We start from the raw sequence: 25311 nt of genomic DNA, 5'->3' as shown, positions 1-25311 counted from the left end.
CACTGCAAGCACGCCAAGGAGACAGGCATGAGGCGCCCGTACATTTTTCCGCTGTGCCTGATCGTGCTGCTGACCGCGTTCCAGAACGCTGCAGTGGCCAGCACTGCTCCCACTCATGCACATCTCGAAGCGTATGTCTGGCATCTGTCCGAGGCGACGGATGCGCGTGGCGAACGTATTGATGCGCTGTTCGTGGAGGGCCGCCCCCCGCTGGCGGTACGGTTCACGCAGGGCCAGCTGGGCGTGTTGAATCTCTGCAACGCCATGGGTGCTGGCTACCGCCTGCAGGGCAGCCGTCTCTTCGTCGTACAGGGAGAGCGAACCGCCGTCGGCTGCAGGGACGAGGTAGCCGAGCAGGAGAGCCGGGCCATTGCGCTGATCACCCACTCTTCGTCGGCAACGCTGACGCAGGCCGACGACGGAGCGCTGGCCTGGCGCACGGCACATGGGGAGGTGCTGGTATTCCTTCCGGAGCCAACACCGGAGACACGCTATGGGAGCCCTGGGGAGACGTTGTACCTGGAGGTGGCATCGCGCACCGCGCCCTGTGCATCGCCCACGGGCGCGCAGTGCCTGCAGGTGCGGGAAGTGCACTACGGCAGCAACGGCAGCATGCTGGCAAGCGAAGGTGAGTTCGTGAGCGTGCCCTGGCAGATCGAGGGTTTCAGCCACGAGGACGGCCTGAGCAACGTACTGCTCGTGAAACGGTTCGCGATCAGTGGGCCGAAGCCCTCCTGGGCATACGTCTCCAAGGGCGCGCTCCGGACCACCCGCGAACGCGCGGAGGAATGACCCAACGGGTGCCTGCGCAAGCGGGCACCCCTGGTCGGGCGGCGCCGCCGATCAGCGCAACGCCGGGTTGAGCGTATACGTCCCGTGCAGCGCCGCTTCGGCGAGCACGTGGCCGTGCATGGCCCTGTGCACGTCGGCGGCGGTGAACGGGGTGGGCAGGTCCAGCGTGGCCACGTCCAGCGCAAACAGGCGGAAGAAGTAACGGTGCACGCGCTCGTCGTTGAACGGCGGGTACGGGCCGTCATAGCCCAGGTACTGCCCGGCCATGTCAGGGTTGCCGGCGAACCAGCCGGTGAAGTCGTTCAGGCCCTGGCGTGCACCGGCCGGACCGGCCGGCTGCGGCTTGCCCTTCACGGTGAAGCCCTCGCTGCAGCTGCCTTCGGCAATGCCGCGCAGATCGGCGGGAATGTCGGCCATTGCCCAATGGACGAAGTCGGCACGCGGCTGGTCGCGGGGCACGCTGCGGTCGTGGCGGCCCACCGTCTCGGGCACGGTGGGCACGTCCGGGTCGACGCACAGGAGCGCGAAGGAACGGGTGCCGTCGGGCACCTCGCTCCACGCCAGCGGCGGGTTGCGGTTGGCGGCGAAGCCGTCCGCGTCGCCGGCCGCGAAGGTGCTGGCAATGGGTTCGCCGTTGGTAAGGCGGGTACTGCTCAACTTCATGAAAAGGTCTCCTTACGCTTCCGGGTAGCCAAGGCGCACGGCGACCGGGGTCAGCTGTGCAAACGCGGCGGACAGGACATCGCGGTACTGGCGCCAGTGGCCCGCAGGCAGGCGCACCGGCCCCAGGGAGGGGGCAGGCGCAAGCTGCACGCCGAACAGGCGGCCGAGGTGGTCCGCCATTGCTGCGGGGTTGGTGCCGATGTCATCAATGCGCACCAGTGCATGGGGGTACAGGTCCTGCTCGTGCAGCGTGGCGACCTGCGACAGCGCCCGGTTCAGCCACTCGGATGCTTCACCGACCGAATTCACCGCAAACGGAGCAGGCGAGCCATGCGCCAGCCACTCCAGCAGCATGTCGCGCGGGTCGCGCAGCACCAGCAGCAGGCGTCCCTCGGGCAACTGCGGGCGCAGCGACCACAGCAGTGCGTTGTCCCACCACAGCAGCCAATCAATCATGTTGGCATCGGACAGGCCCCGCGAGGGCAGCAGATCGCGCCATTGCGACACCAGCTGTTCGGAGCTGAGCTTGCCGGTGGAGAGCTCCTGCAGTGTGTGATAGCTCTGGAAGGCATCATTGGGCGGGTTGGGACCGAAGCGATCCCCGCGCACTACCGGACTGCCGACGGCGATGGCCGCGATCACGCGTTCGACCCCCGAACCTGGCGCCCCCCAGACGAACATCGGGCGTGCGGAGACGCCCTCCGGAATGCTGCCCATCTCCGGCCAATCCAGCGGAGCCTTGGCCTGCGGGGGCAAGGGCAGGCGCTGCGTGGCCTGGACCTGGTGGACGTCGACCCAGGTCGCCAGCGCATCTGCATGCAGGCCAGCGCGGTCCTGCACGGAACCCAGCCACGCACGCAGGTCCGCGCGGATCTCGGCCGGTGCAGCGGCAACGAGGCCCTGCACATGCGCAACTGCTGCAGCGGGATCGCGCGCAAGCAGCGCTTCCACAACGCGGTTTTCGCCGCTGGTGCGGCCCGGCTCAATCCCGGTGATGCGGCGGGCCACGGCTTCGGCGGCGTCGCCCTCACCGTTCATGTCGTGCAGGCGCATGCGGGTCTCCAGCGCCGGCAGATGCGCGGGCATGGCCTCGATCCAGCGTTCCGCAACGGCAGCGGCGTCCGCGCTGCCGACCGGCTCCACGGAGAGCCGGGCCAGCCACAGGTTGTGCTCGCCGGTGTTGCCCGCCAAGGCCGCATCAAGGGTCTCGCGGGCCTGCTGTTCCCGCCCCAGGCGCTGCCAGGCCATCAGCAGCAACTGCAGGGTCTGGCGGTCGGCCGGCCACTGTTCCAGCACCGGTACCAGGTGTTCGATGGCCTGCAACGGCTGCCCGGACTGCAACTCCAGCTCACCGGCCAGACGACGCATCGCGGGGGTGTCGGTGTCCGGCTTTGACAGCACATGGCGCATCGTTGCAGCGGCGGACTCGGTATTGCCTTGGCGCAAGGCCAGATGGACCAGCAGGCCCTGCAGCGAGGTGATGCCGGGGTTGAGTTCCAGCACGCGACGGAACGCCTGCTCGGCGAAGGCCAGCATGTCCTTGCCCAGGTAGGCAAACCCCAGCGCATAGAGAATGCGCGGGTCGTTGGGCATCGCCTGGCTGGCCGCCGACAGCAGTGCCAGCGCGCGATCACCATCGCCACGGCGCAGCGCGATCATGCCCAGCAGTGCGACCACTTCCGGGTGCTCTTCGTCGACGCGGGCGGCGGTACGGGTGATCCGCTCGGCCTCGTCCACGTCGTTGCGACCCAGCGCCAGGTGCGCCTGCATGAGGTAGGCCGGCAGCGCATTGGGATTCAGCTCGGCGGTGCGGTCCAGCGCCGAATCGGCGGCCTCGAACTGACGCAGCGACAGCAACAGGCCGGCGTGCAGCAGGTGCAGGTCGGCGTTGTCCGGGGCCAGCGCGAGCGCCTGCTGCAGGCTTTCCAGGGCCTCGGGGTACTGGCCCTGCTGCTGCAGCGCCAGGGCCAGCCAACGGTGCGCCTGCGGCTGCTCCGGTTCGGTCTGGGTCCATTCGCGCGCCAGCTGCACGGCTTCATCGGCCGCGTTGCGGCGCAGGGCTTCGAGAATCTTGTCTTGCATGACGGTCCGGCTTGGGGTCAAACCCCGATTGTAGAGCACGCCGCCGGGCGCGCCGCCGCCGGCTCAGCGCAGGGCTTCCAGACCCAGCCGCTGGGCCACCCAGCGCTCGGAGAAGCCGTCGCCGCGCCAGTTCTCCAGGAACCCGCAGTGACCGCCCCACGGGGCGATCTCCAGCCGGGCATGCGCCGGCAGCCGCCAGCCGTTGAAGGTGGCGTAGGGGATCACCGGATCGTCCTGGGCCATCAGGATGTCGGCCGGTACTTCGAGCCCGGCGAGGCGGTCACCTGCGATCGAGTAACCGTCGAAGTAGGCCTGCAGGGTGCCGAAGTCGGTGTGGTGTTCGACCAGCCAGGACGTCAGCGCGCGGATGTCCAGCTTGAGCACGCGGTCATCCCAGTCGCTCAGCTCGGGGAACAGGTCGCGCTTGCGGCGCAGCGAACCGGCCCACTTGCGGCGGAAGTACCAGTCGTACATGGCCGGCCCGTTCTCGATGTTCTCCATCGTGATGGCCGGGTCCAGCACGGGGCACACCGATGCCACACGGCGCAGCGGCACCCCGGCGGCCGGGGCACGCAGGGCCAGGCGCAGCACGAAGTTGCCGCCCAGCGAATAACCGGCCGCGACCAGCGGCAACTGCGGCCAGCGCCGGGCGATATCGCCGGCGGCGTGCACCACTTCGTCGATGAGGTTGGAGTGGAAGATGCCGGGGTTGAGGTGGTGGGTGTTGCCGTGGTCGCGGAAGTTCAGGCGCACCACGTCAAAGCCGGCATCGAGCATGCGCGCGGCGGTCATGCGCATGTAGCTGGATTCGGAACTGCCTTCCCAGCCGTGCAGCAGCAGCGCCATGCCGACCGGTTCGCGGCCTTCGATGCGGCTGTGCCAGCCCTGCAGCCGCACGCCGTCGCCGCCATCGAGGATCAGTTCGTCGGTCTGCGCGCCGGTGGCGGCCAGCAGCACCAGGCCGCGCTGCATGCGCATGCGGCTGGAACTGAGCATCGACTGCAGGTGCGGATTGCGCAGCCAACGCGGCGGGCGGTAATCGGCAGCGGTCAACATGGGCGCGAGCCTGCACCCGAACGCAACCCTGGCGCGTGAAGGGGCGCCATCGCGTTACTCGGCAGCCATCGCCGCCACGATGCGCGCGCGCGAGGTCTCGGCGATGCGGCGGCGGCCTTCCAGGTCCTGGGTACCGATGGGCGCGAGGAAATGCACCTCGGCCCGGCGTGCCGGTTCTCCCAGCAGGCGCAGGAAGTTGGCGAAGAAGCTTTCTTTCGGTCCGAACGCCACCACGGTCTGTGCGTCACCGTGCCGGCCGTAGCGCAGCGCGACCGGCTGCACCGGCACCTGGGTCTCCACGGCCGCCTGGAAGATGCGCGCATGGAACGGGCCCACGTCGTGGCCGCCCCGCGTACGGCCCTCGGGGAACACGCCCACGGCCTTGCCTTCCTGCAGGCGCACGACCATTTCCTGCATGACGCCACCGAGCGATTCGGTGCTGCCACGCTGGTGGAAGATGGTCTGCCCGCGTGCGGCCAGCCAACCCACCACCGGCCAGCCGGCGATTTCGCGCTTGGCCACGAAGCCCATCATCCGTTGGCTGTGCAGCATGGAGATATCGACCCAGCTGACATGGTTGGCCACGAACAGCACCGCGCCCGGCAGCGGCGTGCCGATGCGGTGCAGGCGGAAGCCGAAGATCCACATCAACCCGGCGGACCATGCGTTCACCGCGGCATGCTCGAACGTGCGTTCGCCCACGCGCAGGGGACCCCACGGCGGCAGCATGGCGATCAGCAGCATCGGCAGGAACAGCAACAGGTGGACCAGCAGCAGCGGTACGCGGTACAGGTAACGGCACACACGCGCCACGCCGCCACGTGAGGCCGAAGTGGGGGAAGTCATCCGCGAACGATACCCGAGCGCCGCGGGGTCTGCCAGCGGATCCCGGACAAAATGATGACAACCGGCGGCCAGTCGCCGCGGTCGGTCAAGCGGGCGACCGGCTGCGGCACAGCGTCACCGCCTGCACCGGCCCGGTCGGCGCAACACAGCGTCCACCGGGTGGGTCGCTCAGGCCGGTCGTACCGCCGGCACCACGGCCAGGGTCAGCCGCGAGGTGCACACCAGCTTGCCGGCCTCGTCTTCGATGCGGATGTCCCAGACCTGGGTACTGCGACCCACGTGCACCGCGCGCGCGGTGCCGGTAACGGTGCCTGCGCGCTGGGCCCGGATGTGGTTGGCGTTGATCTCCAGGCCCACGCAGACCTGTTCGCGGGTGTCCACGCACAGGTTGCCGGCACTGCTGCCCAGGGTTTCGGCCAGCACCACCGAGGCGCCGCCGTGCAGGATGCCGTAGGGCTGGCGGGTACGCGCGTCGACCGGCATGGTGGCGCTCACCCAGTCATCGCCGGCCGCGGTGAAGACGATGCCGAGGTGCTCGATCAGGGTGTTGCGGCTGAGTGCGTTGAGCGATTCGATCGAGACCGGTTCGCGGAATATCAGGGACATGCAGCGTCTCCGTGCGACTGAAAGGGTTACAGGATCGGCACCAGGCCGGCGCCGAACGCGGTGAGCATGCGCACCAGCAACCACTTGGGCCCCACGTTGACCTCCGGGAAATCGCCCACGGCGGTGTAGCAGGCGTGGAAGCCCGCGTCCTGCCGCTTGAGTGGTTCGGGGCAGTCCGGACCCGGCTGGAACTCATAGTCGGTGGCGTAGCGCCACGGCCAGAAGTCGAGCACCGGCAGCGCTTCGGACGCCTTGCCTACGCTGTAATTCAGGCCCGACAGCACCGGTGGCTTGGTCCGTGGCGCCACCGTCCAGGAGTTCTTGGGGTGGATGTCGCGCAGGATGCTCTGTGCCAGGGCTTCGGCGAACACCGGGTCGTCGATGATCACCGCGCCCTCGGTGTTGTAGTTCTCGCTGCGCGGGTCGAAGTTGTGGGTCCCGATCACGCCGATGCGGCGGTCCACCACCAGCGATTTGGCATGCAGGCCCATGCGCGCGCCGCTGCGGGTCACCGGCAGCGGCTTGTTGACCGCCTTGGTGCCCAGGAACGAGGGGCGGGTTTCGGCGCGCAGCACGCGGCGTTCGACCGCGCTGCCGCCGATGGCTTGGCGGCGGTCGGGGTCGGCAGCGGTGTCGCTGCCGGTCTCCGACCCGGCCGGTGCCGGCGCAGGCGGTACGGCAACGCCGTCGCTGCGTCGGTTGCTCTTGCCGCTGCCGCTGCCACGCGCGTTGCTGCCGGCGGCGCTGCCACCGAGCAGGCTGCTGCGCTTGCCGTCGCCCGATGGCACCTCGCCCAACGGCGCCGGCACCAGGTTGCGGTAATCGACCGGCGCGTCGAGCGGGAACGGCTTGAATTCGTAGATATTGAAGCCCAGCTCGCGCAGGTTGCGGCGCTTGTACTTGTAGGAGAGTGCGTAGACGATCGGGTTGTCGGTGGCGGCCAGGCTGTTGCTGGATACCACCACGCGCGGCGGTTTCTCGCGCTTGCGCAGCGCCTCGAACAGTTGGCGTGCCGGCTTGGACAGCACCAGGTACGGGGTCTGCAGCAGCACTTCGGTCTGCGCGCCGGAGATCAGTGCATCCAGTTGCGGCTCGGTCACGTGCTGGCCGTTGGCAGGCTGGCTGGCCCGTTCGCGGCGGTGCTTGCGCGGCAGGTCGGCCACGTAACGTACCGAAGCGACCGGCATCGCGGTATCGACGAAGGTACGGCGCACGTACTCCGCATCGATGGCTTCCTCGATGACCTGCTGCACCCGGTCCGGGCGGCGGTAGTCGAGGGGCGGCATGGTCGGGGCACCCTGCTTGAGCAGCGTGCGGCCCACATCATTGAGACGTTCCGCCGGCACGCTGCGCGGCGCATGCCAGAACGCGTCGAAGTTGGCGGCCATGCCACGCGCCTCGGGGCCGGCGATCACCACGTCGCGGTCGCGGAAGTTGTATTCGCTGTCCCAGTCGTAATAGTCGTCCTGGTAGTTGCGGCCGCCCACCACGCCCAGCGCGTCGTCGATCACCAGCAGCTTGTTGTGCATGCGCTGGTTGAAGCGGCGGAAGCAGCACAGCACGCTGCCGGCATAGTCGGCGTAGTTCAGCCGCGCCTTGCCGAAGGTGGGGTTGTACACGCGCAGCTCGAAGTTCTGGTGGCTGCTGGCCAGCGCGCCCAGGATCTGCAGGTCCGAGATGGCCGAGAGCTGGTCGATCAGCACGCGCACCTTGACCCCGCGCCGCGCCGCGCCCAGCAGTTCGTCCAGCACCAGCCGGGCGCTGTCGTCCTTGTCGAAGATGTAGGTCTGCAGGTCGATGCTGCGGGTGGCGCTGCGGATCAGGTTGATGCGGGCCACCAGGGCCACCTCGCCCTCGTCCAGGATGGTGGCGTAGTGGCGCGGGGCAGCCTCGGTCGATTCGCTGAAGGCGTGCCCGCCCAGCGCACGCAGCGGCGAATCAAGCGCGCAGCGGTCGGGTGTGTCGCAGTCAACAACGGTGGAGCGGGCCTGGGCCGCAATGCCGGCCGCGCGGTCGCGCTGCGCGTTGGACAGCGACGCACAGCCGCTGCCCAGCAACAGCGTTGCCAGCACCAACACCCGCAGAATTGGATTCACGGTTTCGGCGCCTCACTGAGACGCGCACGCAAGACGAAGGTCACTCGATCACTCACTGCTAGTTGCCAGCTGTCCATTCCATACCGGCCACGCAGCACGGTACCGCGGCTGACCACGTCGCAATCATACCCGGCCCGGGGGCACGCCGCCGGTTCCACCTGCAGGGTCTCCGGGTGGGACACGCCGCGCAGGATCAGCCGGCCATGGATTCCGCCACCCTTTTCGACCAGATCCGGCAGGTACGGCACCGAATCGAACTCGACCACCGGGTAGCGACCGGCGTCGAAGAACTCCTCGCCCCGCATCCAGCCGGTGTACCGGGCCTTGCCCGGAATCTCCACGTACCCGGTGAACATGCGCAGGTGGACCTGGTGACGGCCATCGGGCAATACGTCGATGCGCCCTTCAAAGCGCGGGAACACGCCCTCGATGCGCTGGCCCAGCCGGGTACGGATTTCGAAGCCGAAGCGCGAGCGTGCCGTATCCAGCTCCAGGACCCGCGTTGGCGTGGTCTGGGCCGGGGGCAAGGCCGGCACCGGGGGCTCGGCGTACGCCGCCCCCGCCGCCAGACCCAACAGACAGCTCAACAGGATGCGTACTGCTGCCACGGCTTACGGCCACCAGAATTTGGTCAGCTTGGCCACGCCGGGCTCGATGGCAACGTCGTCCTCGAAGGTCAGGATGGCAACGCCGCCCGGTGGCATGCCGCGGCCATCGCTGCTGGTACCTTCGGTGAGGAAGGGCACCAACCGTTCCAGGCCAGGGTTGTGCCCGACCACCATCAACCGTTCGACATCACTGCGGTCGGCCACCAGGCCGATCAGGGTGCCGGGCGTGGCCTCGTAGACGGCGTCTTCGAGCTTCTGCTCCACATAGCCGGTGATGTCCAGCACCGCTTCCAGGGTCTCCCGGGTGCGGCGCGCGGGGGAACACAAGACGCAATCGGGTCGAAAGTTGTTTTCCTTCAGCCAGCGGCCGGCCGCCTTGGCTTCGGCCAGGCCGATCGGCGACAAGGGGCGGTCCAGGTCCGCCTGGCCGGTACCGGCAGGTTCGGCGTGGGCATGGCGCAGCAGTATCAGTTCTCGCATAAGGCTCTCTTTCTGATCAGGCGTTATTCAACCACTGCAGCAGTGGCTCCCAGTCACTCTGGTGCTCGCGCACCTGCGCGGAGCGGTAATCGAACAGACTCCGGCCCAGGCCGGTCATCACGACGTAGCCCTGGCTGTCGCGCAGCTGGGCGACCACCGGGTACGGCCATTCCTCCAGCATCTGCGAGGCCTGGCGGGAGGTCTGGGTCCACGGCTTGGTGCGGTTGAGCACCAGCCCGACCGGCAGCTTGCGGCTGTGGACGCGCGGCACTTTGGACAGACTGTTGAGGAAGCCGACGATGGCCTCGATGTCCAGCGCCGAGGGCAGCACCGGCACCACCACGGCGTCGGCGACGTTCAGGAAGGCCTGCAGGTCCCCGGCCCGGGCCCCGGCGGGGGCGTCGATGACCAGCACCTCGGTATCGCCGGGCACCTTCTTGAGGGGGTTCTTGCCGGTGGCGTCGATGGGCAGCACGGCGCTTTCCAGTCCCGCGCGGCGTTCGGCCCAGCGTGTGCTGGAGCCCTGCGGGTCGGCGTCGGCCAGCACGGTCCGTTTGCCGGCCAGGGCGGCCTGCGCCGCCAGGTGGGTGGCGACGGTGGATTTACCCACCCCACCCTTGGAACCGGCTACCAGGATCGTCTTCATGCCAGCCTCGCTTCCGGGGAACGTGTCCCGAGCGTACACCGCCGTCCGTGATGGAGATAGTCGCGCGGCTGAACCTCCTGCATGCCCCGGCGCTTTGCTATCGTGCGCGATCCAATGGACTGCATGCCGGTATGAGCGAGTTACAGGATCTCAGCGCGCTTATCCGCGCCAACACCCCACTGATCATCATCGAAACCCAGGATGAGGGCCGCGTTGTTGAGTTGTTCCGCCAGACCCTGATGCATGTCTGGCGGGCGCTGCACCGCTGGTCGATCACCGAAGGCCTGCGCCGTATCGACATGGACCGCGAAGACGACGCGGTCGGTCCGCCCGACGCCAGCTCGGCGCTGCAGATGATCCGCCAGGCCGACCAGCGGGGCATCTACCTGCTGCTCGATTTCCACCCCTACCTGGGCTATGCCAGCCACCAACGCGCACTGCGCGACCTGATCCAGCGCCGTCATTGCGAGGCCCATGTACTGGTGCTGGTCGGTGCCAAGGTGGAACTGCCGGCCGAGCTGGAAGCGCTGGCAACCCGCTTCAACCCGCGCCTGCCCGACCCCAACGCGCTGCTCAAGATGCTGCGCGAGGAAGTGGCCGCCTATGCGCGCGAGAACGGCGGTCGCCGCGTGGAGGTCGACAACGACGCGGTCAAGAAGATCCTGCACAACCTGCGCGGCCTGAGCCTGGTCGATGCCCGCCGGATCGCCCGCCAGCTGATCTTCGCCGACGGCGCGATCCGGGAAGACGACCTGCCGCAGCTGGCCAAGCTGAAGTTCGAGCTGCTCAACCGCGCCGGGCACCTGCATTACGAATATGACACCACCCGCTTCGCCGACGTGGCCGGGGCCAACCGGCTCAAGCGGTGGGTCAACCAGCGCCGGCCGGTGTTCCTGGGCGGCCAGGGCCCCGCCGGGCTTGACCCGCCCAAGGGCATGCTGCTGCTGGGCGTGCAGGGCTGCGGCAAGTCGATGCTGGCCAAGGCCACCGCCGCCGGCTTCGGGGTGCCGTTGCTGCGCCTGGACTTCGGCAGCCTGTACGACAAGTACCACGGCGAAACCGAGAAGAACCTGCGCGACGCGCTGGCCTCGGCCGAACAGCTGGCGCCGTGCGTGCTGTGGATCGACGAGATCGAGAAGGGCCTGGCCAGCGGCGGCGAGGACGGTGGCGTATCCCGGCGCGTGCTGGGCCATCTGCTGACCTGGCTGGCCGAGCGCAAGAGCACGGTATTCATCGTCGCCACCGCCAACCAGGTCCACGAGTTGCCGGCCGAACTGCTGCGCAAGGGCCGCTTCGACGAAATCTTCTTCGTTGACCTGCCCGATGCCAACACCCGGGTGGAACTGCTCCGCCTGCATCTGGGCCGGCGCCAGCTCAACGCCGACGACTTCGCGCTGCCGGCACTGGCTGCGGCCAGCGATGGCTTCTCCGGCGCGGAGATCGAGCAGGCGGTGGTGGCCGGGCTGTACGCGGCACACGCCGAGGAGCGCACGCTGGACACCGAGCTGCTGATGACCGAGATCCGCGGCAGCCGCCCGCTGTCGGTGCTGATGGCCGAACAGGTCAACGCGCTGCGCGACTGGGCGCGCGGCCGAACGGTCAGCGCGGATGAGTAGCGCCGACGGGTACGGACGGTAGAGCGGACTGTTAGTCCGCTGCGTTTGAAGCAGCGGACTAACAGTCCGCTCTACCCCGTCGGTTTTACCCCCGTCGGTTTTACCCCGTCCGCTCCACGCTCTCCAACACCCACACCCACGCCGGCAGGGTCAGCAGCGAAAGCAGAATGCCGTAGCCCACCATCGCCGCAGCCAGCCGTGGCGCCAGGCGGTGCGAGATCGCCAGCGCTGCGGCGGTGATCATGGTCGGCATCGCCGATTCCAGCACATTCACCTGCAGCATGGCGCCCTGCAGGCCGAAGGCCCAGGCGATCGGCAGGGCCAGCGCGGGCATCAGCACCAGCTTCAACAGCAGGCCGATGCCCAGCGGCGTGAGTTCTCCGCGCGACAGCCGCAGCCGGATCGACAGGCCCACGGCCAGCATCACCAGCGGCAGCATCGCATCGGCCAGCTGCTTGAGCCCGGCGCCAATCCAGACCGGGGGCTGCTCCGGCATCAGGGTGAGCGCGAACAGCAACGCCCACAGCGGCGGGAAGCCTGCGATACGGGCCAGCACCTGGCGCGCCGTCGGCGGTGTGTCGCCGCTGTAGCGGGCAATCACGTACAGCCCGAACGTAGACAGCAGCACGAAGGTGCCGAACTGGTCGTACACCACCGCATACGGCAACGCGTGGTCGCCCAGCAGCGCGCGCACCATGGGGTAGCCGATGAAACTGGAATTGGCCAAGGCCACGCAGATGAGCAGCACCGCATGCACGTCGCGGGCGAAACCGAACACGCGCGTGGCCAGACTGACCAGGGCCACCGTCACCAGCATCAACAACCACGGCGTGGCCATCAGCCCGACCAGGCTGGCATCCAGCACCAGGCGCGGCACGTAGGTCAGTACCGCCGCGGGCAGGCATACCAGCAGCACCACCCGGTTGAGCACCTCGGCGCTGTTGTCGGGCAGCGTGCGCAGCCGTGCGAACAGCATGCCCAGGCCGAGCATGGTCAGGATCAGCGCGAATGCATCGAAGGCCATCGCGCCAGCCTAGCGGAAGTCACCGCGATGCCGGCTCCGACCTTGGTCGAAGCCGGCGGTGGTACCCGCGCTTACGGCCAGGCCGGGGGCTGTGCCGCCCACGCCTGCTGCACGTCGGCCAGGCTGGCGCGCTCGGTGTCGCGCCAGGTCGGCAACTGCTGTGCGAAGCCTGCGCTGCTGCTCCAACGTTGCGGCTCGGTGCGCACGGCCGCGGCATACCACTTCACCGCCTCGTCCTTGCGCCCCAGTTGCCACAGCGCCAGCGCGAAGGTCGGCGGTACCCACGACGGGTTGCCACGCATCCCGCTCTGGGCACTGTGCCACTGCGCCAACGCCGCCTCGGCATCGCCTTGGCGGAACAGGTCCCAGCCGTAGTTCCAGCGCACCATGCGGCCCTGTGCCGAGCTGGCCGGCGCGGTCTTCTCGGCATCCGCGTAGAGCTCGCGCCCCAGTTCCGGACGCCCCTGCGCAAAGGCCACGCTGGCCAGCTGCACGGTTGCTTCCAGTGCCTTGCGCCCGCGTTCGCGTTGTTTCATCAACTGATCGACGACATCGGCGCTGTCAGCAGGCACGACCACGGGCGCCACGGCGGCGACATCGTCATCGAAGTAGAACTCCTGCAGCACCGGCAGCGATTGCGCTGCCGCCCCGAACACCGTCACCCCAGCCGCCAGCACGAGGCCGGCGAGCCTTTTTCTTGCCACTGCCATACAAACTCCCCCAGGTTGTCACAACAACCTCCCTCCCCGATCCTAACCGCAGCACGCCCCCGGATGCGAGTGCTGCCGGGCCGAAATGGCGCGACTGGTACAATCCCGGCCTTTCCGGCCGCACCCGTGGGGCCGTGCCAGCCGTCATTCCGGGCCAGCCATGACCAGTACCGCCGAACTCACCTCCCCCTCGTCCGCCAATGCTCCCGCCGCTGGCGGCCTGGACGACGGGTACACGCTGGATCACAAGTACACCCGGACCGACGGCCGCATCTACCTGAGCGGCGTACAGGCGCTGGTGCGCCTGCCGCTGATGCAGCGGCTGCGTGACCAGGCGGCCGGGCTGGACACGGCCGGCTTCATCAGCGGCTACCGCGGCAGCCCGCTGGGCGGCTTCGATCTGGAGCTGTGGCGGGCCCGCCAGCACCTGGACGCGGCCCGGGTGAAGTTCACCCCCGGCCTCAACGAGGACCTGGGCGCCACCATGGTCTGGGGTACCCAGCAGACCAACCTGTTCCCGGGCGCCAGGGTCCAGGGCGTGTACGGCATGTGGTACGGCAAGGGCCCGGGCGTGGACCGCTGCGGCGACGTGTTCAAGCATGCCAACGCCGCCGGCACCTCGGTGCACGGTGGCGTGCTGGCGCTGGCCGCCGACGACCATGCCTGCCGCAGCTCGACCCTGCCGCACGGCAGCGAAGATGAATTCGTCAGCGCGATGATGCCGGTACTCAATCCGGCTGGTGTGCAGGACATCCTGGACATGGGCCTGCTTGGCTGGGCCATGAGCCGCTACACCGGGCGCTGGATCGGCTTCAAGACCATCGCCGAAACCGTGGAATCCTCGGCGTCGGTGCAGGTCGATCCGTTCGCGCGCCGGATCGTGCTGCCGGAAGACTTCGAGATGCCCGCCGGTGGCCTCAACATCCGCTGGCCCGACCCGCCGCTGGACCAGGAAATGCGCCTGCACCGCTATGCGGTCAAGGCCGCCCAGGCCTTCGCCCGTGCCAACGGCATCGACCGCGTCGTGATGGATTCGCCGCGCGCGCGGCTGGGCATCGTCACCACCGGCAAGAGCTACCTGGACGTGCTGCAGGCGCTGGAATACCTGGGCCTGGACGAACGCGCCTGCGCCGATATCGGCATCCGCGTGTACAAGGTCGGCATGACCTGGCCGCTGGAGCCGGACGGCATCGCGCGCTTCGCACAGGGGCTGGAAGACATCGTGGTGGTGGAGGAGAAGCGTGCCTTCATCGAGCGCCAGATGAAGGAACAGTTCTACAACTGGCCGGCCAGCGCCGGCCCGCGTCCGTCGATCGTCGGCAAGTACGACGAGCAGGGCACGTGGATCCTGCCGTCCACCAATGAACTGACGCCTGCCACGATCGCCGGCGTCATCGGTCGCCGGATCCAGCGCTTCTTCACCAATGAATCCATCGAACAGCGCCTGCGCTGGATGGACGCCAAGGAAGCCGAGCTTGCGCTGCCGCGCGCCAGCTTCCCGCGCGTGCCGCATTACTGCTCGGGCTGCCCGCACAACACCTCCACCCGCGTGCCGGACGGTTCGCGTGCGCTGGGCGGCATCGGCTGCCATTACATGGTCACGTGGATGGACCGCAGCACCGACACCTTCACCCACATGGGCGGCGAAGGCGTGACCTGGGCCGGGCAGGCGGCGTTCACCGACACCGAGCACGTGTTCCAGAACCTCGGCGACGGCACCTATTTCCACAGCGGTTCGCTGGCGATCCGCCAGGCGATCGCCGCCGGGGTGAACATTACCTACAAGATCCTCTACAACGATGCGGTGGCGATGACCGGCGGGCAGCCGGTCGACGGCACCCTGACCGTGCCGCAGATCGCCCACCAGATGCGCGCCGAAGGCGTGCAGACGATCGTGCTGGTGAGCGACGAGATCGGCAAGTGGAACAAGCGCGAGCGGTTCCCGGACGGCGTGGAATTCCACGACCGCGCCGAACTCGATGCAGTGCAGAAGCAGCTGCGCGAGGTGAAGGGCACCAGCATCCTTATCTACGAACAGACCTGCGCCACCGAGAAGCGCCGCCGCCGCAAGCGCGGCAAGCTGGTGGATCCACCCAAGCGCGTGGTGGTCAATTCGCTGGTCTGCGAAGGCTGCGGCGACTGCGGGCAGAAGAGCTTCTGCGTGTCGGTGCTGCCGAAGGAAACCGAGTTCGGGCGCAAGCGCGACATCGACCAGTCCAACTGCAACAAGGACTATTCCTGCACCACCGGCTTCTGCCCCAGCTTCGTCACCGTGCACGGCGGCAAGCTGCGCAAGGGGTCGCGCAGCGAGCGCAGCGCCCTGCTCGACAACCTGCCCGCACCGACCTTCCGCACCACGCTCGAGCAGCCCTGGAACATCCTTATCACCGGCGTCGGTGGCACCGGGGTGGTCACCATCGGCGCACTGCTGGGCATGGCCGGCCACCTGGAGGGCAAGGGCGCCAGCGTGCTCGACCAGACCGGCCTGGCCCAGAAGGGTGGCGCGGTCACCACCCACATCCGCATCGCCCGGACCCCCGAGGACATCCATGCAGTGCGCATCGCGGCCGGCGAAGCGGACCTGGTGCTGGGCTGCGACATGGTGGTGGTCAACGACTACTGGGCGCTGTCCAAGGTGCGCGCCGAGCGTTCGCAGGTGGTGCTCAATACCTATGAAGCGATGCCGGGCACCTTCACCACCCGCCCGGACATGCAGTTCCCCGCCGCCGACATCATCGCCGGCATCCGCGTGGCGCTGGGCGGCCGCGAGCCACTGCTGCTCGATGCCACCCAGCTCGCCACCGCGCTGCTCGGTGATGCGATCGCGTCGAACCTGTTCATCCTGGGCTACGCCTGGCAGCAGGGGCTGGTGCCGATCTCGTTCGAGGCGCTGATGCGCGCGGTCGAGCTTAATGGCGCGGCGGTGGCGATGAACCAGCAGGCCTTTGCCTGGGGCCGACTGGCCGCTGTCGATCCGCAGGCGGTGCAGCAGGCCGCCGGTCTGGTCCGCAACGGCCACACCGATGCCGAACGCACGCCAGGTCCGCTGCATGACCTGCCGCCGGGCGAATGGGAAGGCAACGAATGGGGCGCCACCGCGGCGCCGCGCGAGACCGGCGACGAGCGCGAGCTGCGCGGCCTGCCGGGGCATGGCGGAAGCGGCGACGTGGCCTTCCTGCCGCTGGACGACGAGCGCCTGTCGCGCTCGCTGGACGAGCTGGTGGAGCGCCGCGTGCGCTTCCTCACCGACTACCAGGACAGCGCCTACGCCGCCCGCTACCGCCAGCTGGTAGAGAAGGTGCGTGCGGTGGAATGGGACAAGGCCGGCAGCACCGCCCTGACCGAGACCGTGGCCCGCTACTACTTCAAACTGTTGGCGTACAAAGACGAGTACGAAGTGGCGCGCCTGTACACCAGCGGCGACTTCCAGCGCCGCCTGCAGCAGCAGTTCGAGGGCGACTTCGAAGTGCGCTTCCACCTGGCGCCGCCGCTGTTCGCGAAGAAGGACGACCAGGGCCGGCTGATCAAGCAGGAGTACGGGCCGTGGATGCTCAAGGCGTTCGGCCTGCTGGCGAAGCTGAAGTTCCTGCGCGGTGGCACGTTCGACGTCTTCGGCCGCACCGAAGAGCGCCGGGGCGAGCGCCAGCTGATCGCCGATTACGAGCAGACCGTGGCGGTGCTGCTGGAGGGGCTGAGCGATGACCGCGTGGCGTTGGCGGTGGAGATTGCCAGTATCCCCGAGCACATCCGCGGCTATGGTCATGTAAAGGAAGCGCACCTGCACAAGGCCAAGGCCCGTGAAGCGGTGCTGTTGGCGCAGTGGCGCAACCCCAAGGCGCTGCATATCGTGCAGGTGGCGTAACCCCCCTGCCCAACACGGCACGCAACACATGGGGTGCCTTCGCAAAAGGCAACCCACAAGTTGCCCCGCGACGCCAGGGAAATGTCACCTAACGCAGATATTCCACGAATGTCTTCGATCGGTGACTTCGCGGGAAATGTAATCGATCGAAGACATGGTAATTGAATGGACAGATGGAATCGCCCTCTGTCATTGAAATGTCCGCGTTCGAAGACACTTGCGGGAGTGTGTTCGCTCGGTTACATTCCCGTCATGGCAATGTTCAGGACAGCGGAAGATGTAGGCAACATCATCCGGCAGCGCCGAAAGGCACTGGGATGGGACCAGGCGCGCCTGGCCGATGAATGCGGCGTCAGCCGCCAATGGGTTGTGGATATCGAAAAAGGCAAACCGCGTGCAGAGCTGCAGTTGGTATTGCGGGTCATGAACGTGCTTGGCCTGAAGCTGGCTGCCGTGGATCAGCAGGCGGAGGCCGCCCGTATCACGATCCCCAGCGCCGGGCTGGATGACATCCTCGACCACCACCGCGAGGTTCCTGGGGCATCGCCCCGGGCAGCCCCCCATCGCGCGCCGTTGTCGTATGCCCAGATCCTGGAACGCGCGCGCGCCGCCACCGGTAGCCAGCGCACCGAGGAGACGCCGAGCGTCCACGAGACGCCCAAGCCGTATGCGGGTAAGCGTCGGACGACGAAATGAGCCTGCACGTGCTGATGCAGGGTGTACCCATGGGCACGTTGCGGCAGGATGCACACGGCACCCCACACTTCGCGTACAGCCCGGAGTGGCGGGACGCTGGCGGCGCCTTCCCGTTGTCGCTGTGCCTGCCGCTGACCGCCGCATTCCCCGCGCCCCGCGCAGTAGCGGCCGTCGCATGGGGACTGCTGCCTGACAACGACACCACGCTGCAGGGTTGGGCGTCGCGCTTCCACGTTTCGGCTCGCAATCCTGTTTCCCTGCTTGCACACGTGGGCGAGGACTGCGCTGGCGCCGTCCAGTTCGTTGCCCCCGACCGCGTAGAGGCGGTCATTGCAGGCCAAGCCGATGGTATCGAGCCCCTGAGCGACGCGCAGGTCGCCTCGCGCCTTTCACAGGTCCGGCGCGACGTTGGCAGTGGGCGTTGGCTCGGTGATATCGGTCAGTTCAGTCTTGCCGGTGCGCAGGCCAAGATTGCCCTGCTTAAACTGGATGATGGCTGGGCCGTGCCCAGCGGTCGCATTCCCACCACGCACATCCTCAAACCACCCGGCGGCGATTACGGCGGCTTTGTCGAGAACGAGATGTTCTGCCTGCGCCTGGCCCGCGCGATGGGCATGCCGGCCGCGCATTCAGAGAAGATCGAGATCGAGGGCGAGTCCGCCATCTGCGTCGAACGCTACGACCGCGCGCGTACCGCCGACGGATGGACCCGCATTCATCAGGAAGACTTCTGCCAAGCGCTGGGCGTCATGCCGCAGATCAAATACCAGAATCAGGGCGGGCCGGGCGCGGCAGACATGGCCGATATCCTCTGGCAGCACGGCAGCCAACCACAGCAGGACGTGGCAATGCTCTTCAACGCGTTGGCCTTCAACTACCTGATCGGCGGGACCGATGCCCACGCCAAGAACTACTCGCTGCTTCTGGACAGCGAGCAGGTCCGCCTGGCACCGCTGTACGACATTTCCAGCACCCTGCCCTACCCACAGCTTCAGAAGCGCAAGATCAAGCTCGCCATGAAGATTGGCAGCCACTATCGCTGGTGGGACATCACGCTGCGTGATTGGCAGGCCACTGCTACCGCGATGCGCCTTGCGCCGGCCATGGCCATGGAGATGCTGGCCCGCATGGCGCTGGAGCTGCCCGCCGTTGCCGAGGAGCAGCGCCTGCAGTTGGAAGACGAAGATATCGCGCATCCCATTCTGGAGACGCTGGTCCAGGAGATCGCCGCCAGCTGCGCGCGATGCCTTGCCAGATTTTCCAGCGAAGTCTGATTACCCGCGCCGCCACACCCGCAACCGGTTGTTTGCGGGCATCGCGACGTCCTCGATCAACGCCAGCCCCTGCGCAGCCGCCAAAGCATCCACCGCCTCGGCATCCCGGATGCCCGAGTCCGGATCCCGCGCCTTCAGCCACCCGTCGAACTGCCGGTTGCTGTCACTGCTGTAGTTACCGTTGTAATTGAACGGCCCATACACGCACAGCAGCGCATCGTCGGCCATCACCGCGGGCAGTCCGGCGAACAACGCCTGCACGTGCCGCCAGCTCATGATGTGCAGGGTATTGGCACTGAACACGGCATCGAAGCCCAGCCGGTCGGTCGGCAGCGGCGCCAGCCCGGGCACGGGTGCCAGCACCGCCTGCAGGGGCCACGGTGCAGGCGCGTTGGGCAGGGCGGCCCCAGCCAGGCGCTCGGCAATGCCGGGCAGATGGTCGGGATGGTCACTGGCCTGCCACAGCAGGTGCGGCAGCTGGGCGGCGAAGTACTCGGCGTGCTGGCCGGTACCGCTGCCGATCTCCAGGACCTGCCGGCGGTCGCGCAGGTGCGGGCGCAGCGCCGCCAGGATCGGGTCGCGGTTGCGCTCACAGGCCTCGGACCAGCGCTGTTGGGTCATGTCGCTTCCAAAATGTCGTAACAACGCACATCCAACCATGACCGCAGTCACTTGTGCCACCGCCGGGGGCCACCGAAAGTCGAGGGCTGTTCATTGTCGCCCGCGCTCCGCAGGCGCCTACCCGGGGAATCGCAAGCTGTGCAACGCCGAGAGTTTCTGACGCTGTCTGGTATGGGCCTGGCTGGCCTGATGCTGCCCCACTCCCGCCTGATTGCCGCCGAGCAGCTGCTCGAGCCGGTCAACACGGTCCGCAACAAAGCGCTGGCCGACGCTGCACTGGCCGCCGCCAAACGGGCCGGGGCCAGCTACTGCGACGTGCGCATTGGCCGCTACCTCAACCAGTCGGTGATCACCCGCGAGGCGCGGGTACAGAATGTCACCAACAGCGAGTCGTCGGGGATCGGCATCCGGGTGATCGTCAACGGAGCCTGGGGCTTCGCCGCCACCCACCAGCAGACCCCGGCGGCGGTCCTGGCCACGGTCGCGCAGGCGGCCGCCATCGCCAAGGCCAATGCCAGCATCCAGACCCGCCCGGTGCAGCTGGCCCCGGTCACCGGCGCAGGCGAGGTGAGCTGGAAGACCCCGATCCGCCGCAACGCCATGGCCGTGCCGATCCAGGACAAAGTCGACCTGCTGCTCAGCCTGAACGCGGCCGCGATCAACGCCGGCGCCGACTTCATCAACTCCACGCTGTTCCTGGTGAACGAGCAGAAGTACTTCGCCTCCAGCGATGGCTCCTTCATCGACCAGGACGTCCACCGGATCTGGCTGCCGTTCACCGCCACCGCGATCGACAAGAGCACCGGCAAGTTCCGCACCCGCGCCGGGCTGTCCTCGCCGATGGGCATGGGCTACGAATTCCTCGAGGGCGACGCGCGCGGCAAGATCGCGCTGCCGGGTGGCCTTACCGCCTACCGCGACTCCTACGACCCGGTCGAGGACGCCATCGCCGCCGCCCGCCACGCCCGCGAGAAGCTCAAGGCGCCGTCGGTGAAACCGGGCAAGTACGACCTGGTGCTGGACCCCTCCAATCTGTTCCTCACCATCCACGAAAACGTCGGCCACCCGCTCGAGCTCGACCGCGTGCTGGGCTACGAGGCCAACTACGCCGGCACCAGCTTCGCCACCCTGGACAAGCGCGACGCCGGCTACCGCTGGGGCAGCGAACGCGTCAACTTCTTCGCCGACAAGACCTCGCCCGGCAGCCTGGGCGCGGTCGGCTACGACGACGAAGGGGTCAAGACCAAGCGCTGGGACCTGGTCAAGGACGGCATCCTGGTCAACTACCAGGCCACCCGCGACGAGGTGCACCTGCTGGGCGAAACCGAATCGCACGGCTGCAGCTACGCCGACTCCTGGTCCAGCGTGCAGTTCCAGCGCATGGCCAATGTCTCACTGGCCCCGGGCAAGACCCCGTTGAGCGTGGCCGACATGATCAAGGACGTGGAGAACGGCATCTACATCCATGGCCGCGGCTCGTACTCCATCGACCAGCAGCGCTTCAACGCGCAGTTCGGCGGGCAGCTCTACTACCAGATCAGGAACGGCCAGATCGCCGGGATGGTTGAAGACGCGGCCTACCAGATCCGCACGCCGGAGTTCTGGAACGCCTGCACGGCGATCTGCGACGAGCGCGACTTCCGCTTCGGCGGTTCGTTCTTCGATGGCAAGGGCCAGCCGGGGCAGGTCTCGGCGGTGTCGCACGGCTCGGCGACCAGCCGCTTCGATGGCATCAACATCATCAACACCGCACGCAGCCTGGGCTGACCCGCCCGGCCACCGTGCCAAACGTCACTACCGTTGGACCGCTGCGCCCGCAAGAATCGAACCAACGCTGTTTCCGCCCCCCCCACACCGACGTGGAGAGCTGCCTTGCAAAGACGTGACTTCCTTGCCCTGACCGGGCTTACTGCTGGCGGCCTCATCGTGCCGTCGTTCTTCGGCAAGGTGATCGCCGCCGAGCAGCTGCACAGCACGCTCGACCCGGCGCTGAAGAAGCGCCTGGCCGATGCGGCCCTGGCCTCCGCGCGCCAGGCCGGCGCGACGTACTGCGACGTGCGTATCGGGCGTTACCTTCGCCAGTTCGTGATCACCCGCGAGGACAAGGTGCAGAACGTGGTCAACACCGAATCCACCGGTGTGGGCATCCGCGTGATCGTCAACGGCGCCTGGGGCTTTGCCGCCACCAACCAGCTCAGCCCCACCGACGTGGCGCGCGCCGCCCAGCAGGCGGTGGCCATCGCCAAGGCCAATGCCGGCGTGCAGACCGCGCCGGTGCAGCTGGCTGCCGCACCCGGCGTGGGCGAGGTGAGCTGGAAGACACCGATCCGCAAGAACGCGATGGACGTGCCGATCAAGGAGAAGGTCGAGCTGCTGCTGGACGTCAATGCCGCCGCGATCGGCGCCGGTGCCAGCTTCGTCAATTCAATGCTGTTCCTGGTCAACGAACAGAAATATTTCGCGTCCACCGACGGCTCCTACATCGACCAGGACGTGCACCGCATCTGGGCACCGATGACGGTCACCGCCATCGACAAGGCCAGCGGCAAGTTCCGCACCCGCGAAGGCCTGTCCTCGCCGATGGGCATGGGCTACGAATACCTGGACGGCGCGGCGGCAGGCAAGGTGCTCACGCCCAATGGCGTGGTCAACTACAGCTCGTCCTACGACATGAAGGAAGACGCCATCGCGGCGGCGAAGCAGGCGCAGGAGAAGCTCAAGGCGCCGTCGGTGAAGCCGGGCAAGTACGACCTCGTGCTCGACCCGTCGCACACCTGGCTGACCATCCACGAATCCGTCGGCCACCCGCTCGAACTGGACCGCGTGCTGGGCTACGAGGCCAATTACGCCGGCACCAGCTTCGCCACCCTGGACAAGCGCGAGCAGCACTTCCAGTACGGCAGCGACCTGGTCAACATCTTCGCCGACAAGACCCAGACCGGCAGCCTCGGCGCCGTCGCCTACGACGACGAGGGCGTCAAGACCAAGCGCTGGGACCTCATCAGCAACGGCAAGCTGGTCGACTACCAGACCATCCGCGACCAGGCCCATATCCTGGGCAAGACCGAATCGGACGGCTGCTGCTACGCCGACTCCTGGTCCAGCGTGCAGTTCCAGCGCATGGCCAACGTCTCCCTGGCACCGGGCAAGACCCCGCTGAGCGTGGCCGACCTGGTCAAGGACGTGGAGAACGGCATCTACATCATCGGCGATGGTTCGTTCTCGATCGACCAGCAGCGCTACAACGCGCAGTTTGGTGGCCAGCTGTTCTATGAAATCAAGAACGGCCAGATCACCCGCATGCTCGAGGACGTGGCCTACCAGATCCGCACGCCGGAGTTCTGGAACGCCTGCAGTGCAGTCGCCGACGAACGCGATTACCGCCTGGGCGGCTCGTTCTTCGACGGCAAGGGCCAGCCGGGCCAGGTCTCGGCGGTCTCGCACGGCTCGTCCACCGCGCGCTTCAACGGCATCAACGTCATCAACACCGCGCGCAGCCTCGGCTGACCGGTCAGGAGCCTTAATTCATGAGTATCTTCACCGAAGCCCAGGCCAAGGCCATCCTCGACAAGGTCATCGCGCTGTCCAAGGCCGATGAGACCACCGCGGTGCTGGCCGGCTCGATCAACGGCAACATCCGTTTCGCGCTGAACAACGTCTCCACCAGCGGCATCGTCGACAACACCGAGCTGGCCGTCACCGTGGCGTTCGGCAAGCGCGTCGGTACCGCATCGATCAACGAGTTCGACGATGCCGCGCTGGAACGCGTGGTGCGCCGCGCCGAAGACCTGGCCAAGCTGGCCCCGGAGAACCCGGAGTTCCTGCCGGCCATCGGCAAGCAGGCGTACACCGCCAGCCCCACCTTCAGCACCTCCACCGCCGCCATCGATCCGGCGTTCCGCGCCAAGGTCGCCGCCGACTCGATCGCGCCCTGCCGTGGCAACGGCCTGATCGCCGCCGGCTTCCTCGAAGACGGCCAGGGCTTCCAGGCCACCGCCAACAGCAATGGCAACTTCGGCTACCAGCGCACCACCAACTTCGACTACACCTGCACCGTGCGCACCGAAGACGGGCGTGGGTCGGGCTGGGTCGGCCGCAACCTCAAGGACGCTGCCGACTTCAAGGCCGACCAGGACGTGCGCATCGCCATGCGCAAGGCCACCGAGTCGTCCGAGGCCAAGGCGCTGGAGCCGGGCAAGTACACCGTGATCCTGGAACCGGCGGCGGCCGCCGGCCTGATCAGCTTCATGATGAACTTCTTCGACGCGCGTTCGGCCGATGAAGGCCGCAGCTTCCTGTCCAAAAAGGGGGGCGGCAACAAGCTCGGCGAGCAGGTCTACGACCCGCGCGTGAACATGTATGCCGATCCGTGGCACCCCGAGGCACCGGTGCTGCCGTGGGACCAGCAGGGCCTGCCGCGCAACAAGCTGGCCATCATCGAGAACGGCAAGGTCGCCAACCTGGACTACTCGCGGTTCTGGGCGCAGAAGCAGGGCAAGACCGCCAACGCCAGCCCGGGCAACCTGCTGATGAGCGGCGGCGACAAGAGCACCGCCGAGCTGGTCCGCGGTACCCAGAAGGGCATCCTGGTCACCCGCACCTGGTACATCCGCATGGTCGACCCGCAGACCGTGCTGCTCACCGGTCTGACCCGCGACGGCACCTTCTACATCGAGAACGGCCAGATCAAGTACCCGGTGAAGAACTTCCGTTTCAACGAATCGCCGGTGATCATGCTCAACAACATCGAAGAGCTGGGCAAGCCGGTGCGTGTGGCCGGCGACGAGTCCAGCTTCGTGATGATGATTCCGCCGATGAAGCTGCGCGACTTCACCTTCACCTCGCTGTCCGACGCCGTCTGATGGACCGCGGCAACGGCAGACGCTACGGAGGCTGCGCGCGGCGATGAACCGCGCGCAGTTCCTGCGGCTGATGCTGGGCGGGGCCGCTTGGGCGGCCCTGCCCCCGCTCGCCCGTGCGCAGGCCGGGCGGTACGACTTCTGGTTCACCCGCCTCAAGTACGATTCCGGCGACTGGGACGTGGATGCGCGCATGCCGTCCAACGTGATCACCTCGCTGATCGATTACACCTCGCTGCGGGTCGATCCGACCGAACACGTGGTCGCGCTGTCGGACCCGCGCATGCTGGAAGCGCCGTTCTGCTACCTGGCCGGGCATACGCTGGTCGAATTCAATGCCGCCGAACGGCAGAACTTCGTGCGTTACGTGCGCAATGGCGGTTTCGTGTTCGTGGATGACTGCAACCATGATATCGACGGCCTGTTCGCCAAGTCGTTCGAGGCACAGATGGCCAAGCTGTTCGGCGCGGCCGCGTTGAAGAAGCTGCCCAACAACCACGCGCTGTACCGGAGCTTCTTCCGTTTCCCGGACGGGCCGCCGGCCACCGGCTTCGAGCTCAATGGCTGGGGCGACGACCTGGTGCACGATTACCTGAAGGGCATCGAGGTCGACGGTCGGTTGGGCGTGCTCTACAGCAACAAGGATTACGGCTGCGAATGGGACTACGACTGGCGCAACAAACGGTTCCTGGCCGAAGACAACACCCGTTTTGCCGTCAACATCGTGATGTATGCGTTGAACAATTGATTCTCCATTGTTTCCGTGCAGCCAGG

At 67.5% G+C, this 25311-nt stretch carries 21 protein-coding genes; 9 read left to right on the top strand and 12 right to left on the bottom strand.

Annotated features, from left to right (window positions below; genetic code table 11):
• Window positions 1-27 precede the first annotated feature (27 nt).
• Window positions 28-792 (top strand): META domain-containing protein, encoded by a 765-nt coding sequence (locus AC3ITN_RS00610; RefSeq protein WP_489391705.1) that lies wholly within the window; start codon window positions 28-30, stop codon window positions 790-792.
• 51 nt (window positions 793-843) lie between these two features.
• On the opposite strand, the gene AC3ITN_RS00605 is transcribed toward AC3ITN_RS00610, so the two are convergent.
• From AC3ITN_RS00605 to AC3ITN_RS00565, 9 genes are all read right to left on the bottom strand, one after another.
• Window positions 844-1455 (bottom strand): YbhB/YbcL family Raf kinase inhibitor-like protein, encoded by a 612-nt coding sequence (locus AC3ITN_RS00605; RefSeq protein WP_489391704.1) that lies wholly within the window; start codon window positions 1453-1455, stop codon window positions 844-846.
• Window positions 1456-1467: 12 nt separating this feature from the next.
• Window positions 1468-3537: a tetratricopeptide repeat protein gene (locus AC3ITN_RS00600; protein ID WP_489391703.1), complete on the bottom strand. Its 2070-nt coding sequence runs from the start codon at window positions 3535-3537 to the stop codon at window positions 1468-1470.
• Window positions 3538-3600: 63 nt separating this feature from the next.
• Window positions 3601-4593: a YheT family hydrolase gene (locus AC3ITN_RS00595; RefSeq protein ID WP_313342335.1), complete on the bottom strand. Its 993-nt coding sequence runs from the start codon at window positions 4591-4593 to the stop codon at window positions 3601-3603.
• Window positions 4594-4647: 54 nt separating this feature from the next.
• Complete coding sequence (locus AC3ITN_RS00590; protein ID WP_313342338.1) at window positions 4648-5439, bottom strand: lysophospholipid acyltransferase family protein; 792 nt, start codon at window positions 5437-5439, stop codon at window positions 4648-4650.
• 168 nt (window positions 5440-5607) lie between these two features.
• The gene (locus AC3ITN_RS00585) at window positions 5608-6039 is read right to left on the bottom strand and encodes a hotdog fold thioesterase (protein ID WP_313342466.1); all 432 of its coding nucleotides are present in this window, start codon (window positions 6037-6039) and stop codon (window positions 5608-5610) included.
• Between the two features lie 32 nt (window positions 6040-6071).
• Window positions 6072-8141: a phospholipase D family protein gene (locus AC3ITN_RS00580; protein ID WP_489391702.1), complete on the bottom strand. Its 2070-nt coding sequence runs from the start codon at window positions 8139-8141 to the stop codon at window positions 6072-6074.
• Window positions 8138-8677 carry a YceI family protein gene (locus tag AC3ITN_RS00575; protein WP_313342468.1) on the bottom strand — a complete coding sequence of 180 codons (540 nt, stop codon included), beginning with the start codon at window positions 8675-8677 and terminating at the stop codon, window positions 8138-8140. Before AC3ITN_RS00575 ends, AC3ITN_RS00580 begins: the two co-directional genes overlap by 4 nt.
• A 75-nt stretch (window positions 8678-8752) precedes the next feature.
• The gene (locus AC3ITN_RS00570; protein WP_489391701.1) at window positions 8753-9229 is read right to left on the bottom strand and encodes a SixA phosphatase family protein; all 477 of its coding nucleotides are present in this window, start codon (window positions 9227-9229) and stop codon (window positions 8753-8755) included.
• A gap of 16 nt (window positions 9230-9245) precedes the next feature.
• Complete coding sequence (locus AC3ITN_RS00565) at window positions 9246-9875, bottom strand: nucleotide-binding protein (RefSeq protein ID WP_489391700.1); 630 nt, start codon at window positions 9873-9875, stop codon at window positions 9246-9248.
• 131 nt (window positions 9876-10006) lie between these two features.
• Here AC3ITN_RS00565 and AC3ITN_RS00560 point away from each other — a divergent pair, with 131 nt between their 5' ends.
• Entirely contained in the window at window positions 10007-11491 is a 1485-nt protein-coding gene (locus tag AC3ITN_RS00560) for an AAA family ATPase (protein WP_313342348.1), read from the top strand.
• 100 nt (window positions 11492-11591) lie between these two features.
• Here the strand turns inward: AC3ITN_RS00560 and AC3ITN_RS00555 are convergent, their stop codons facing one another.
• Window positions 11592-12515: an AEC family transporter gene (locus AC3ITN_RS00555; RefSeq protein WP_489391699.1), complete on the bottom strand. Its 924-nt coding sequence runs from the start codon at window positions 12513-12515 to the stop codon at window positions 11592-11594.
• A 71-nt stretch (window positions 12516-12586) separates the two neighbouring features.
• Window positions 12587-13225: a tetratricopeptide repeat protein gene (locus AC3ITN_RS00550; protein ID WP_489391698.1), complete on the bottom strand. Its 639-nt coding sequence runs from the start codon at window positions 13223-13225 to the stop codon at window positions 12587-12589.
• Between the two features lie 160 nt (window positions 13226-13385).
• Here AC3ITN_RS00550 and AC3ITN_RS00545 point away from each other — a divergent pair, with 160 nt between their 5' ends.
• The 3 genes from AC3ITN_RS00545 to AC3ITN_RS00535 all read left to right on the top strand — a co-directional run bounded on the left by AC3ITN_RS00545 (window position 13386) and on the right by AC3ITN_RS00535 (window position 19057).
• The gene (locus AC3ITN_RS00545) at window positions 13386-17087 is read left to right on the top strand and encodes an indolepyruvate ferredoxin oxidoreductase family protein (protein WP_489391697.1); all 3702 of its coding nucleotides are present in this window, start codon (window positions 13386-13388) and stop codon (window positions 17085-17087) included.
• Window positions 17088-17339: 252 nt separating this feature from the next.
• A complete protein-coding gene (locus AC3ITN_RS00540) occupies window positions 17340-17783 on the top strand; it encodes a helix-turn-helix transcriptional regulator (RefSeq protein WP_313342357.1) in 444 nt (147 codons plus the stop codon).
• On the top strand, window positions 17780-19057 hold the full coding sequence (locus AC3ITN_RS00535; protein ID WP_489391696.1) for a type II toxin-antitoxin system HipA family toxin: 1278 nt from the start codon (window positions 17780-17782) through the stop codon (window positions 19055-19057). The genes AC3ITN_RS00540 and AC3ITN_RS00535 overlap by 4 nt, the downstream gene beginning before the upstream one ends.
• Here AC3ITN_RS00535 and AC3ITN_RS00530 read toward each other — a convergent pair whose 3' ends face one another.
• Window positions 19058-19678 (bottom strand): DUF938 domain-containing protein, encoded by a 621-nt coding sequence (locus AC3ITN_RS00530; protein WP_489391695.1) that lies wholly within the window; start codon window positions 19676-19678, stop codon window positions 19058-19060.
• A gap of 138 nt (window positions 19679-19816) precedes the next feature.
• On the opposite strand from AC3ITN_RS00530, the gene AC3ITN_RS00525 reads away from it, so the two are divergent.
• From AC3ITN_RS00525 to AC3ITN_RS00510, 4 genes are all read left to right on the top strand, one after another.
• Window positions 19817-21445 carry a TldD/PmbA family protein gene (locus AC3ITN_RS00525; RefSeq protein WP_489391694.1) on the top strand — a complete coding sequence of 543 codons (1629 nt, stop codon included), beginning with the start codon at window positions 19817-19819 and terminating at the stop codon, window positions 21443-21445.
• A gap of 105 nt (window positions 21446-21550) precedes the next feature.
• A complete protein-coding gene (locus tag AC3ITN_RS00520; protein ID WP_313342368.1) occupies window positions 21551-23185 on the top strand; it encodes a TldD/PmbA family protein in 1635 nt (544 codons plus the stop codon).
• A gap of 20 nt (window positions 23186-23205) precedes the next feature.
• The gene (locus AC3ITN_RS00515; RefSeq protein WP_313342371.1) at window positions 23206-24540 is read left to right on the top strand and encodes a TldD/PmbA family protein; all 1335 of its coding nucleotides are present in this window, start codon (window positions 23206-23208) and stop codon (window positions 24538-24540) included.
• Between the two features lie 43 nt (window positions 24541-24583).
• On the top strand, window positions 24584-25285 hold the full coding sequence (locus tag AC3ITN_RS00510) for a DUF4159 domain-containing protein (protein ID WP_489391693.1): 702 nt from the start codon (window positions 24584-24586) through the stop codon (window positions 25283-25285).
• Window positions 25286-25311: the final 26 nt, after the last annotated feature.

Source organism: Stenotrophomonas sp. KH_036_B (genome assembly GCF_057839485.1).
The sequence above is the reverse complement of the archived record's forward strand: the minus strand, read 5'-3'. Positions and strand labels throughout refer to the sequence as shown.